The 12,804-nt window shown below is 60.6% G+C and carries 13 protein-coding genes and 1 pseudogene; 2 read left to right on the forward strand and 12 right to left on the reverse strand.

The window, feature by feature from the left end:
- Window positions 1-2: 2 nt before the first annotated feature.
- The 7 genes and pseudogenes from trpB to ACQ7C1_RS21405 all read right to left on the reverse strand — a co-directional run.
- Complete coding sequence (gene trpB, locus ACQ7C1_RS21375; protein ID WP_097601320.1) at window positions 3-1,223, reverse strand: tryptophan synthase subunit beta; 1,221 nt, start codon at window positions 1,221-1,223, stop codon at window positions 3-5.
- Window positions 1,224-1,225: 2 nt separating this feature from the next.
- Window positions 1,226-1,894 carry a phosphoribosylanthranilate isomerase gene (locus tag ACQ7C1_RS21380; protein ID WP_221114430.1) on the reverse strand — a complete coding sequence of 223 codons (669 nt, stop codon included), beginning with the start codon at window positions 1,892-1,894 and terminating at the stop codon, window positions 1,226-1,228.
- Between the two features lie 75 nt (window positions 1,895-1,969).
- Complete coding sequence (locus ACQ7C1_RS21385) at window positions 1,970-2,728, reverse strand: M48 family metallopeptidase (protein WP_085776434.1); 759 nt, start codon at window positions 2,726-2,728, stop codon at window positions 1,970-1,972.
- A gap of 208 nt (window positions 2,729-2,936) precedes the next feature.
- Window positions 2,937-3,371: a DUF2852 domain-containing protein gene (locus ACQ7C1_RS21390; protein ID WP_430959698.1), complete on the reverse strand. Its 435-nt coding sequence runs from the start codon at window positions 3,369-3,371 to the stop codon at window positions 2,937-2,939.
- 144 nt (window positions 3,372-3,515) lie between these two features.
- Window positions 3,516-4,793: a polyhydroxyalkanoate depolymerase gene (locus ACQ7C1_RS21395; RefSeq protein ID WP_285193296.1), complete on the reverse strand. Its 1,278-nt coding sequence runs from the start codon at window positions 4,791-4,793 to the stop codon at window positions 3,516-3,518.
- 204 nt (window positions 4,794-4,997) lie between these two features.
- Window positions 4,998-5,840: a fumarylacetoacetate hydrolase family protein gene (locus tag ACQ7C1_RS21400; protein WP_221114431.1), complete on the reverse strand. Its 843-nt coding sequence runs from the start codon at window positions 5,838-5,840 to the stop codon at window positions 4,998-5,000.
- Window positions 5,841-5,935: 95 nt separating this feature from the next.
- Window positions 5,936-6,293, reverse strand: a pseudogene (locus ACQ7C1_RS21405) (glutathione S-transferase family protein); the annotation flags it as partial.
- A 134-nt stretch (window positions 6,294-6,427) separates the two neighbouring features.
- Here ACQ7C1_RS21405 and ACQ7C1_RS21410 point away from each other — a divergent pair.
- Together ACQ7C1_RS21410 and ACQ7C1_RS21415 are read left to right on the forward strand one after the other, a co-directional pair.
- Complete coding sequence (locus ACQ7C1_RS21410; RefSeq protein ID WP_430959748.1) at window positions 6,428-6,712, forward strand: DUF2218 domain-containing protein; 285 nt, start codon at window positions 6,428-6,430, stop codon at window positions 6,710-6,712.
- A 36-nt stretch (window positions 6,713-6,748) separates the two neighbouring features.
- A complete protein-coding gene (locus ACQ7C1_RS21415) occupies window positions 6,749-7,348 on the forward strand; it encodes a nitroreductase family protein (protein WP_430959699.1) in 600 nt (199 codons plus the stop codon).
- A 64-nt stretch (window positions 7,349-7,412) separates the two neighbouring features.
- Here ACQ7C1_RS21415 and gyrB read toward each other — a convergent pair whose 3' ends face one another.
- The 5 genes from gyrB to ACQ7C1_RS21440 form a co-directional block, all read right to left on the reverse strand.
- Window positions 7,413-9,848 carry a DNA topoisomerase (ATP-hydrolyzing) subunit B gene (gene gyrB, locus ACQ7C1_RS21420; protein WP_221114433.1) on the reverse strand — a complete coding sequence of 812 codons (2,436 nt, stop codon included), beginning with the start codon at window positions 9,846-9,848 and terminating at the stop codon, window positions 7,413-7,415.
- A gap of 135 nt (window positions 9,849-9,983) precedes the next feature.
- Window positions 9,984-10,361: a helix-turn-helix domain-containing protein gene (locus ACQ7C1_RS21425; RefSeq protein WP_221114434.1), complete on the reverse strand. Its 378-nt coding sequence runs from the start codon at window positions 10,359-10,361 to the stop codon at window positions 9,984-9,986.
- Window positions 10,358-10,927 (reverse strand): Smr/MutS family protein, encoded by a 570-nt coding sequence (locus tag ACQ7C1_RS21430; RefSeq protein WP_430959700.1) that lies wholly within the window; start codon window positions 10,925-10,927, stop codon window positions 10,358-10,360. The genes ACQ7C1_RS21425 and ACQ7C1_RS21430 overlap by 4 nt, the downstream gene beginning before the upstream one ends.
- The gene (mltA, locus tag ACQ7C1_RS21435) at window positions 10,927-12,048 is read right to left on the reverse strand and encodes a murein transglycosylase A (protein ID WP_430959701.1); all 1,122 of its coding nucleotides are present in this window, start codon (window positions 12,046-12,048) and stop codon (window positions 10,927-10,929) included. Before mltA ends, ACQ7C1_RS21430 begins: the two co-directional genes overlap by 1 nt.
- Window positions 12,041-12,745 carry a Tim44/TimA family putative adaptor protein gene (locus ACQ7C1_RS21440; RefSeq protein WP_430959702.1) on the reverse strand — a complete coding sequence of 235 codons (705 nt, stop codon included), beginning with the start codon at window positions 12,743-12,745 and terminating at the stop codon, window positions 12,041-12,043. Before ACQ7C1_RS21440 ends, mltA begins: the two co-directional genes overlap by 8 nt.
- Between the last annotated feature and the right edge of the window lie 59 nt (window positions 12,746-12,804).

Consider the following 12,804-nt stretch of genomic DNA (forward strand, 5'->3'; position numbering starts at 1 on the left):
TCTTACAGTCCCATTCCCAGAATCTTGCCGACGGTGAAGATATCCTTGTCGCCGCGGCCGGAGAGATTCATCAGGATGATCTCATCCTTGCCCATCTTCGGCGCGCGCTTGATGACTTCGGCAATCGCATGCGCGGCCTCGAGCGCCGGGATGATGCCTTCGAGGCGGGTCAGGGTCTGGAAGGCCTCGAGCGCTTCGTGGTCCATGATCGGCACATAGTCGACGCGGCCGATATCGCTCAACCAGGAATGTTCGGGACCGATGCCGGGATAGTCGAGACCGGCCGAAATCGAATGACCTTCCTTGATCTGGCCATCGCCATCCTGCAGCAGGTAGGTGCGGTTGCCGTGCAGCACGCCGGGCGTTCCGGCGGTGATCGAGGCGCAATGTTCGTCGCCCTGCAGGCCCTTGCCGCCGGCTTCGACGCCGACGATCTTCACGGAGGAATCATCCAGGAAGGGATGGAAGATGCCGATGGCGTTCGAGCCGCCGCCGACGGCAGCAATGACGAGATCCGGCAGACGGCCTTCGGCTGCCAGCATCTGCTCTTTCGCTTCGGCGCCGATCACCGACTGGAAGTCGCGGACCATCTCCGGATAAGGATGCGGGCCGGCCGCCGTGCCGATCAGGTAATAGGTATCCTCGACATTGGTGACCCAGTCGCGCAGCGCCTCGTTCATCGCATCCTTCAGGGTGCCGCTGCCTGCCGTAACCGGCTTCACTTCGGCGCCGAGCAGCTTCATGCGGAAAACGTTCGGCGCCTGGCGCTCGACGTCGGTGGCGCCCATATAGACGACGCAGGGAAGGCCGAAGCGGGCGGCAACGGTTGCCGAAGCGACGCCATGCTGGCCGGCGCCGGTTTCGGCGATGATCCGCGTCTTGCCCATGCGCTTGGCGAGCAGGATCTGGCCGATGCAGTTGTTGATCTTGTGCGAACCGGTGTGGTTCAGCTCCTCGCGCTTGAAATAGATCTTCGCGCCGCCGAGTTCGGCCGTCAGCCGTTCAGCGAAATAAAGCGGGCTCGGGCGGCCGATATAATGGGCGCCAAGATGCTTCAGTTCCGCCTGAAAGGCCGGATCGTTCTTCGCCTTGTTCCATTCATCCTGCAGATCGAGGATCAAAGGCATCAGCGTTTCGGCAACGAAACGGCCGCCATAGATGCCGAAGCGGCCATCTTCATCGGGCCCGGAACGGAAGGAATTCGGTTTAGGCGTTTCGTTCACTCTCAACTCCCTGAGGCCACGACGGACTTATCCGCCTCTTCGACCACATCGAAAAATTCATCGATCAACGCGACGCTCTTGACGCCGGGCTCGGTTTCGACACCCGAGGAAACGTCGATACCACGTGCCTTTGTCTTCACAAGCGCATCCGCGACATTGTCCTTGTTCAGCCCGCCGGACAGCATGTAGTCGATGCTGCCGTCGAGCCAGCCGAGAAGGCTCCAGTCGAAGGAAATCCCATTGCCGCCAGGCAGTTCCGAACCCTTCGGCGCTTTCGCATCGAAGAGGAAACGGTCGGCGATGCCGATATAGGCTTCGACGCGCTTGAGATCGTCGGCCGTACGCACGGAAAAGACTTTCATCACAGGCAGACCATAGAGCGCCTTGATGGTCAGCACATGTTCGGGACTCTCGTTGCCATGGAGCTGCAGCATGTCAGGCTTCAGCAGCGACACGATTTCGTCCAGATCGTCATTTGTGGGATCGACGACGACGGCGACGATCTTCGCCTTGCCACGCGCCGGTTCGGCAAGCTTTGCCGCCACATCCGGCTCGACGTAACGCGGGCTCTTTTCGAAGAAGATAAAACCAATATGGGTCGCGCCGCGTTTCAACGCGCGATCGATCGCTTCGGGCGTCTTCAAGCCACAGATCTTGATATCGGGTTTCATGGCAGCGAAGTGACACGAAATGCTGCAAGAGTCGAGCCAATTTGCATGGAAAGCTGTATTTAGCGGGGCGTGGGTCTAATCGAAATCGATGGCGTGCAGCTGGCTGCCGTGCCGCTTCAGCCACAATTTCGCTTCCTCCATGCCGGGGCAAAGCTTCTTGCAAAGTGCCCAGAAGCGGGGGCCGTGGTTCATCTCCTTGAGATGGGCGACTTCGTGAGCGGCCAGATAATCGATCACCGAGGGCGGCGCCATGACGATACGCCAGGAGAAACTCAAATTTCCCTCCGACGAGCAAGAGCCCCAGCGGCTGCGGGTATCTTTCATCGAGATCGAGCGGATCGGTGCCCGGATCGTTGCCGCATGCATCGTCGCCAGCCTCTCGAGATCGGCGCGCGCCTCCTTCTTGAGGAAGGCCGAAATGCGCCGTCCGACATGCTCGGGCAGGCCGCTGACGCGCAACACAGGGCTGCCATCCACAGCGACCGCCTCCGTCAAGCCGCGCAGACTGCCTGTGTGCTCGATGCGATGGGAAACGCCGCGCAGGAGGATCTTCCCGCCGTCGCTTAAGCCGGTATCGATCGAAAACTTGGCGAGCTTGGTGAGCAGCCATCCCTGGTGCCGATCGAGGAAAGCGTTGACCTCACGCGCCGCAAGGCCTCTTGGCACCGTCATCCTCAGAGCCCGCCCACCTGGCTCGATGCGAAGCGTGATACGGGTTGCCTGATCGTGCTGCTTGATGGTCAGCGGCATGAGCCGGCCGGCGACGTCGAGCGTCCGCGTTTCGGGCGGAGCCGGCTTTCGCGCCTTTGGCCGTGTCTTCAGAAGCGGAAACATGGTGATTTTCTATACGATTCGCCGGCAAATCTAAACGATTTGCGGGCAGGCAGACATGGAAAAACCGGCATCGTGAGATGCCGGTCATCATTCATCGCCTAAAGCGTGTCCCGATCGTTCAGACTCGCTCGTCGCGCTTTAGGTCTTCGTTTACGCATGTCTTTGCCGCAAAACCGCTGCACACTTTTTGCGAAACATGCTTCGGCCTTCACGGCGTCTGGAACTCCGCGACCGGGCCGTTATCGTCGCGCTTGGCGTTTTTGCGGTCACGCATGAAGCGGTCGAACTCTTCCTGGTCCTTAGCGCGGCGGAGTTCACGCAGATACTCGTCGAATTCCTCGCGCATTTCGTCGAGCTTGCGGCGCTCTTCCTCGATCCGGTCGAGCTCGGCCTTACGCCAGTCGTCGAATGCGACGTTGCCGGTCGAAAAATGCGGGCGGTGGCGGCCATGCGAACGGCGGCAGGAGGCAAAGAAGCCGTCGGTCGCCTGATTGACGTCGCGCTTGAAGCCGCGCAGACGATCGCCGAAAATGATGTAGGCTAGTATGGCCAGACCCAGAGGCCAGAAAACCATGAAGCCGAGAATCATCAGGGCAATGGTAGCCGGAGTCCAATCCGGTCGAAGCAATGCTGACTGGTTCATCGTGCGGTATCCTCGCTTTCCGCGGCCGGCAAGATGCCGAACGCTGGAAATCGATGTGGTTACCGCAAGAACCGCCTTCAAGACGATTGCCTGCGAAATCGAACAAGGCCTTGAATCCACTTCCCTAATTCAGCTGTCGCTAAATCAGGCGGTGCGACCGCCCTTGATGACGCGCGGCACCCGCGGCTTGACGGCGGTGCGGGAATGCTGGCGGACAAAATTGACGATGCGCGGCGCGATCTCGCGACGGAATCGCGAGCCGTTGAAAACGCCGTAGTGGCCAACATCGGGCTGGAGATAATGCATGCGCATGTCTTCGGGGATGTTGACGCAGATGGTCTGCGCCGCCCTGGTCTGGCCGACGCCTGAAATGTCGTCATTCTCGCCCTCGACGGTCAGGAGCGCGACCTTGCGGATCGCCGCCGGATCGACCCGCTTGCCTCGGTGCATCAATTCGCCCTTCGGCAGCGAATGCTTCATGAAGACCTGTTCGACCGTCTGCAGGTAGAACTCGGCGGTCAGATCCATGACGGCGAGATATTCGTCATAGAAATCGCGATGTTTTTCCGGTTCGCCGTCGTTCTTCACGAGATGCATGAAGAACTCCTTGTGGGCGACGAGGTGCCGGTCGAGGTTCATCGACATGAAGCCCGACAACTGCAGGAAACCGGGATAGACAGGCCGCATGAAGCCCGGCTGCGGCCAGGGCACGTTCATGATGACATTGTCGGAAAACCACTGCAGCGACCGCTCCTGGGCGAGCTTGTTGACCGCCGTCGGATTGATGCGCGTGTCGATCGGGCCGCCCATCAGCGTCATCGATGACGGCGACAGCGGATCCTGGGCTTCCTCCATCACCGCGGCTGCGACCAGCACCGGCACCGACGGCTGACAGACGGCGATCACATGCGTGTCGTGACCGAGGAAATGCAGCATGTCGATGACGTAGTCGACGTAATCGTCGAAATCGAAGCTGCCTTCCGTCATCGGCACCATGCGGGCGTCGATCCAGTCGGTGATGTAGACATCGGCGCTCGGCAGCAATGCCTCGACGGTACCGCGCAGCAGCGTCGCATAGTGGCCGGACATCGGCGCAACGATCAGGATGCGCGGATCGCTGGCGCGGCCAGGCGGGACGTTGCGCGAGAAATGAAGGAGGTTGCAGAAGGACCGCGACCAGACGATCTCTTCACGAACGGAAACCGTCTGATCGCCGATCACCGTCTGCTTCAGTCCGAACTCCGGTTTCCCGTAGCGGCGCGTCGTGCGCTCGAACATTTCGAGGCTTGCCGCCATCGTGCGGCCGAACGGCGTCTGGGCGAACGGGTTCAGCGGATTGGCATAGGCAAACCGCATGATGTCAGCCGCGGCGCGAAACGGCGCCATGGCGGCATGATTCAATTCATAAAGCTGATAGAACATAGAAGGCGCTGCCTTTCTCTATCGAAAAGATGACGTCGGGTGATAGACGTCGAGCTCTTTCCGCACGCTGGCACGTAACGCAGACTAACAGGTTTTTGTTGCACAGCAACATGGACGTCCCAGACCTGCACAGGAAATGCCAGAGAGTTGATCTCTGGCATCACCATAGAACCGAAAGTTTAAGGTTCAGCTGAGGTAGCGTCGTTAACGATCCGCAACAAAGCTCTGCTTCTGGCTGCCGAGCCCTTCGATGCCGAGCTCGACGACATCGCCATTCCTGAGGAAGCGCGGCGGCTTCATGCCCATTCCGACGCCGGGCGGCGTCCCCGTCGAGATGACGTCGCCAGGATGCAGCGACATGAATTGGCTGAGATAGGAAACGATGTGCGCGACGCCATAGACCATGGTCTTGGAGGAACCATTCTGCATCGTCTGGCCGTTGACCTTTAGCCACATACCGAGATTCTGCGGATCGGCGATTTCATCCTTGGTGACCAGCCAAGGGCCGATCGGGCCGAAGGTGTCGCAGGACTTGCCTTTGGTCCATTGGCCGGCGCGCTCGGTCTGGAAGGCGCGTTCGGAAACATCGTGCGACACACAATAACCGGCGACATAGTCGAGCGCCTCGGCTTCGCTGACATATTTCGCCGTCTTGCCGATGACGACGCCGAGCTCGACTTCCCAGTCGGTCTTTTCGGAACCGCGCGGGATGAGGACGGTGTCGTTCGGGCCAACGATCGCCGAGGTCGCCTTCATGAAGATCACCGGCTCGGGCGGTACGGTGGCGCCGGTTTCGGCGGCATGGTCGGAGAAATTGAGGCCGATGCAGATGAATTTGCCCGTGCCGGCGACGCAGGCGCCGATACGGCCGGGGGCAAGTTCCGGAAGGCTCTTCGGATCGAGCGCCGCGATCCTTGCAAGGCCGGCCGGCGAGATTGCCTCGCCGCCGATGTCGGCGACATGCGCCGAGAGATCGCGAATCTTGCCATCGGCATCGAGAAGCGCCGGTTTTTCCCGACCTGCTTCGCCAACACGCATCAGCTTCATGGAATGCCTCCTCATCGTAAACGGATTTGCAGCCACCTATGAACGAATTATTCATCGGTGTCATTACGGCTTTGCCCGGAAGCGGTACGGTGTTTCTAGAAAATTTCGGAGAGATCCGGACCGGCAGGAACGATTTTCGTCGGGTTCAGAATTTCGACCGAGTGGTAGCCGCGCTTGATATGGTCGAGATTCACCGTGCGATGCCCGGCCAATCCAGGATGCGCCGGCAGAAGGTGCGCAGATTGGCATAGTCCGAAAGCCGGTATTCCGCGAAGAGGTAAGACCAGTTTTCGAATTGCGGCTCGATCCAATCGAAGAAATCGGCGAAGGCTTTCTCATCGGCGATCTGCTTGCTGGCAAAACCGGCGCGATAGGGCCGCGGGATAGACGCGGTCGTTGAAAGCATCGATTTTCAACCCGTCTGTCGACGGGACAGAGATCGATTGGTTTTTTCGGTTTGGCGCGCGCTCAAGGCCGATCCTCATGGAGACTGTCCGTTCACCCAGCTGCGACGACGCTGCGCTTGCCAAGACGGCGAAGCAGGAAATATGACTTTGGCCTCAGTCCAACATGAGATGGAGTTCGACATGCATCTCTCCAAGGCCGTCGTGCGCACCGGACATGCGAGCCGCTACCTGCAGCAGCTCTGCAAACATTGGAGCCACAAGTTCAGCGTCGATTTCGATCCGCATAAGGGCCGGGTGCCGTTCAGCGAAAGCGCCGAGGTGATATTCGCCGCCGACGATGCGGCGCTCACCATGACGCTTTCCGTTGCCGATCCCGACCAGCAGGCAAGGATGCAGGGGGTGATCGACGACCATCTGAAGCGTTTCGCCTTCCGCGAGGAACTCGACATCGTCTGGACCGATTGACCTTAACGATTTTTATGCCCCAACCCTGGAACAAGCATGACGCAGAGCAATAACCGCGAATCCCAATATCCGATCGATCCGATGTTTCTCGACCGCTGGTCGCCCCGCGCCTTTACCGGCGAAGTCATCGATGAGGCACAGCTGCTCAGCCTGCTCGAAGCCGCCCATTGGGCGCCCTCCTCTTCCAACCAGCAGCCCTGGCGCTTCATCTATGCCCTCAAGGGCTCGGAGCACTGGGAGAAATTCGTCACACTGCTCGTCGACGCCAATCAGGAATGGGCGAAGAACGCATCGGCATTGATCTTCGTTGTCTCACGCAGCTTCACCGGCGTTGCCGGATCCGGCGAGGAAAAGCCGAGCTACACCCATTCCTTCGACGCCGGTGCAGCCTGGGGATACCTGGCGCTGCAAGCGCGCCTTTCCGGCTTCTATGCCCATGGCATGGGCGGCATCAAACATGATGAAATCAGAAAAACCTTCGATATCCCCGAGGGTTACCGGATCGAAGCGGGCGTTGCCGTCGGTCGTCTGGCCGACAAGAGCGTTCTTTCCGAACGCAATCAGGCGCGCGAATTCCCGAGCCAGCGCAAGCCGCTCTCCGACCTTGCCTTCAACGGCCATTTCCTAGCCAACTGAGCGACAGAACAAGCAAAAGCCCCGCCGTCTTGCGACGGCGGGGCTTTTATTGAAGACATTTCGATCAGATGTCGAGATTGGCGACGCTGAGCGCGTTGTCCTGGATGAATTCACGCCGGGGCTCGACTTCATCCCCCATCAGGCGAGCGAAGAGGCCGTCGGCATCGGTGGCATCGGCAACCTTGACCTGCAGCAGCGAACGGACATTCGGATCGAGCGTCGTTTCCCAGAGCTGTTCGGCATTCATCTCACCGAGACCCTTGTAGCGCTGCATGGTCAGACCCTTGCGGCCGCTGGCAAAGATCGCATCGAGCAGGGCGCGCGGCCCTGAAATCTCAATGTCGCCTTCGCGCCGGTGCAGCGACGGCGGCGTCTGATAGATTTCCTTGAGACGCGCGGTCAGCTGGTCGATGTGGCGGGCATCGGAGGAGCCGATCAGCGCCATGTCGAGCACCACCACTTCCTTGACACCACGAACCATACGCTCGAGGCGCAGGCCGCCATCGCTCGCCAGGTCACCCTGCCAGCCGCGTTCGGTCTCTTCGGCAATGATGTCGAGACGGCTTGCGACCTCGCTCGCCAATGCCTGCGCTCTTGCCTGATCGCTGACGAACTCGGCATTGAGCGCGCCGGCGATCGCCGCCTGTTCGACGACGGCGCGATTGTAGCGCGAATGGAGATTGTCGAGCAGGGCGCGCATACGCAGCGCATCGAGGATGACTTCGCGCAGGTCCTGTCCGGTGCGGACCTCGCCGCTGCCGAGTCTCAACGCGGCATCCTCCAGACCCTGGGCGATGAGATATTCCTCGAGCGCCTTCTCATCCTTCAGATACTGCACCGACTTGCCGCGCGCGACCTTATAGAGCGGCGGCTGAGCGATGTAGAGATGGCCGCGCTCGATCAGTTCCGGCATCTGCCGGAAGAAGAAGGTGAGCAGCAGGGTGCGGATGTGGGCGCCGTCGACATCGGCGTCCGTCATGATGATGATCTTGTGATATCGCAGCTTTTCGGCGTTGAACTCGTCCTTGCCGATGCCGGTGCCGAGCGCGGTGATCAGCGTGCCGATTTCCTGGCTCGACAGCATCTTGTCGAAACGGGCCCGTTCCACATTCAGGATCTTGCCGCGCAGCGGCAGGATCGCCTGGTTTTCGCGCGACCGGCCCTGCTTGGCCGACCCGCCGGCGGAATCGCCCTCGACCAGGAAGACTTCGGATTTGGCCGGATCGCGTTCGGAGCAGTCGGCGAGCTTGCCCGGTAGTGAGGCAATATCGAGCGCACCCTTGCGGCGGGTCAATTCACGGGCCTTGCGGGCCGCTTCGCGCGCGGCTGCCGCCTCGACGACCTTGCCGACAAGGATCTTGGCTTCGCTCGGATGCTCCTCGAACCAGGTGTTCAGCGCCTCATTAACGAGGCTTTCGACGACAGGACGGACTTCCGAGGAAACGAGCTTGTCCTTCGTCTGCGACGAGAATTTCGGATCGGGCACCTTGACCGACAGCACCGCGGTCAGGCCTTCGCGGCAGTCTTCGCCCTGCAGCGTCACTTTTTCCTTTTTGGTGATGCCGGAATTGTCGGCATAGGAAACCACCTGACGGGTCAAGGCCGCGCGGAAGCCGGCCATATGGGTGCCGCCGTCACGCTGGGGAATGTTATTGGTGAAGCAGAGCACGTTCTCGTGATAGCTGTCGTTCCACCACATCGCCACTTCGACGGTGATGCCGTCCTTCTCGCCGCGGATGGCGACCGGTTTGTCGACGAGCGGCTTCTTGGCGCGGTCGAGATAGGAGACGAAGGCCTCGAGGCCGCCGTCATAGCGCATTTCTTCCTGCTTGATATCGGAATGACGCTTGTCGCTCAAAAGGATGCGCACGCCCGAATTCAGGAAGGCGAGTTCGCGCAGGCGGTGCTCCAGCGTACCGTAATCGAATTCGGTCATGGTGAAGGTTTCGCTGCTCGGCATAAAGCTGACTTCCGTGCCGGTCGAATCGGGGGCATCGCCCGTGACCTTCAGCGGTGCGTCGGCCACGCCATGGGTGAAGCTCATTTCATGGATCTTGCCATGGCGTCGGATCTTCAGCTTCAGCCAGACAGAGAGGGCGTTGACGACGGAAACGCCGACGCCATGCAGACCGCCTGAGACCTTGTAGGAATTCTGGTCGAATTTGCCGCCGGCATGCAGCTGCGTCATGATGACTTCGGCGGCCGACACGCCTTCGCCGCTATGAATGTCCGTCGGGATGCCGCGGCCGTTATCGGTGACCGTTACCGATCCATCCGGATTGAGGGTGACGGTGACGATGTCGGCATGACCGGCCAGCGCTTCGTCGATCGCGTTGTCGACGACCTCATAGACCATGTGATGCAGGCCGGAGCCGTCGTCGGTATCGCCGATATACATGCCGGGGCGCTTGCGCACGGCATCGAGGCCCTTCAGGACCTTGATGGAATCTGCGCCATATTCGGTGCTTACGCCGTTTTCCGTCGCGGATGTATCGCTCATTCTGTCGAGATTTTCCCTGTTGTCGTAAAGCGGCGGCGCGCCTTGCGAATCACCGGCTTTCTTCACTCTCGTATATAGGTTTTTTGAGCCCGGTTCCCAATGGCAAGTCCCCTGAACAAGCCATAAAACAGGGGATTATGACGCTTTTCCGTCACCTTTGCCGCCATTTTCGAGAACAGCCGATAACCGGGCGATCTCGGAGCTGTCAAGGTCGCGGATCCGCCGGGCCAGCCGGTTGGCCAATTCGGTGTATTCCTGCGGCAGGCCCGACGTGTCGATGACAACGCGCGGGTCAGAGGAACGGGCAAGCAGGAACAGTTCCTCGGCTTCGTCCCAGATGATGTTGAAGTAGCCGGCGATGCGCTGCAGCAGGTCGAATGTCGGCAGGCCGCGCTTGCCATGTTCGAGCGCCGAGAGATAGGCGGGGGAGACGTTCAGTGCTTGCGCCATCTCCTTCTGCGAGACGCCCTTTCGCGCCCTCAGCCTGCGAACCGCCTCTCCAAAGGGTGTCATGGCTTTTCCCCATGCCGCCGCGACAGCCGGATATAGAGCGCTCCCTCACCGCCATGATGCTGTGCGGCTGGCTCATAGGAGGAAATCAGGTAGCGGAATTCCGGCTTCGAGAACCACAGGGGAACCGCTCTTTTCAAGGCACCTTCGCTCCCCAGCGAGCTGCCCTTGCCGGTGATAACAAGCACATGGCGCATGCCGCGTTCATGGGCGCGGATTAAAAAATCGAGCAGGATGACATGGGCCTCGCTCTGCACCAGGCCATGCAGGTCGATGCGCGCCTCGAGCGCCAGCCGGCCTTTGGCGATTTTGCGCTTCACCGGTCTTTCCAGCGGATGGTGCACCTTCGCCGGCTGTCTCGGCGTCGACGGTGGGGCCGGCCGTGCTGCCGTCGGCGCAACGGAGGTCTGCTTTTCGGCTGTCTGCCGTTCTGCCGCCGCTTCCGCTTCGGCCAGAAAGGCGTCAAGCTCGGTCAACTCGTTCGCTTTTCCGGGCATCGGCCGCGTGCTGCGCGCCACCTTGCCCCACAGGATCCTCTCATCGGCGCTGAGCTTGCGATCCCTGGCCATCAGTCGAAACGTCCGGCGGCGGCTTTGGGAATGAGGATGACGAAATCGGCATCGTTGCGGACGGTGCCGGCGCGCTCTCCGGCCAAGTCCCCCGAACCGGTGAAGATATCGCCGCGCGCCGGCCCGACGATCGCCGAGCCGGTGTCGAGCGCCAGCATCAGCCGACGGAACGGGCGGCCGCGATCAAGATGGGTGAGGCTGTCGGCGCGGATGAAAATGGGGAAACCGAAGGTATGGATCAGCCGGTCGACCGCGAGCGAGCGCCCGGCGAGAAGCGGCACCTTGGCGGCGGCAATCGGACCCGCTTCAGGATCGGCAACCGCCGCTTCCCGGAAGAAAATATAGGATCGGTTGTGCCATAGCACCTCGTCCACCCGCTCGGGATTGCGGGCCAGCCAGGCGCGGATCGACTGCATGGAAATCTCGGCGCGGTCGATCTCACCGCGGTCGATCAAGAGCTTGCCGATCGCCGAGAAGGGATGCCCTGCCTTTGCCGCGTAAGTGATGCGGCCGATACGCCCGTCTCGATAACGCAGGCGCGCGGCACCCTGCACATGCACGAAGAAGACATCGACCTTCGATTTCGCCCAGGCGATTTCCAGGCCGCGACCGGCGAGAAAGCCTTGATCGATCTCGCGGCGATCCGGATAAACGCCAATGCGGCCATCATCATGCAAGCGGCCGAAAACATAGGATCCATCCAGTTCGGCCGGGCGATTGCTGTCATCGAGATCGATCAGATCGTTCGGGCGGCTGTAGAAGGGAAAACGGAAGAGCTCGTTTTGCCGATCCGATACCTCGACCTCCGGCTCGTAAAAGGCGGTGACGAAACCGGACTTGCCGTCCTTGCGGCGGATCAGAAATGGCCGGCAACGCGTCTCGAAATAGGCGCGCGCCGCTGCCGGCGACGACGGCGAAAAATTTTCAGCGTCCATCAGAAGTGGAAGCAGGTCCTCGGCGCTCAGGCCGAGCGAGCCAGTACGGTAGGGCTTTACGTCGGTGATCTGCCGGCGGCAGCGCCGCATCACTTCAAAAAGGCCGGAGGGATCATCATCCTTCCAGCCTTCCAAATTATCGAAGCTGATGGCCTGCAGGACGAAGTCCGATGCCTGATCACTCATGTTCCGATTCGGTCGCCACAAGTTTCCAGTTCGGATCACGCGAGCGGGTGTCGCGGGCGAAGGTCCAGAGGTCGTTGACCTCGGCGACGTTTTCGGCGTCGCCCTCAATCAGGACGTCAGCCTTGTCGTAAGTCGCCGAGATCAGCTGGCTGACAATGCGCACGGTGATCTGCGCTTCGCTGCCCTTCGTCTCGGCATGGGTGATTTCGGCCTTGTCGATGCCGACGAAGGTGGACTTGACCTTTTCGCCGCGGGCTTCGCGCTCGGCAATCGCCGCCTCGAATCCGTCATAAACCTCACGGGACAAAAGGTTCTTGAGGGTTTTGCGGTCGCCATCGGCATAGGCCATGACGATCATTTCGTAGGCCATGCGGGCGCCGTTCAGAAACTCCTTCGGGCTGAAGGAGGAATCGGCCTTATTCAGGGCGCGCAGCGATTCGTTGAGCGGGGTCCCCGGCGCGGCAAAGGCGTCGATGGCAGAGAAGCGATCGTCGTCCTCGGCCGTCGCATCACGGCGCGGCAGCGTCACGACCTTGCCGGCGTCGGCAGCCTCAGCCGGAGCAGCATCCCTTGGCCTATAGAGATCGCGGGGCGGCTTCTCATTTCCTGTGCGGCGCCCGAGCACGGAGCGGAGCTGAAAGAAGATCAGCACCGCCGCCACCAGGAAGAATAATGTGATGAAGTCGTTCGAACTCATATCCTGTCGCAACCGCCGTTAACATCTCTGATTTGTACTCCCATATAGTCCGCCTATAC

It is taken from the genome of Rhizobium sp. Nf11,1, assembly GCF_050587665.1.
In the GTDB taxonomy this organism is placed as follows: Bacteria; Pseudomonadota; Alphaproteobacteria; order Rhizobiales; family Rhizobiaceae; genus Rhizobium.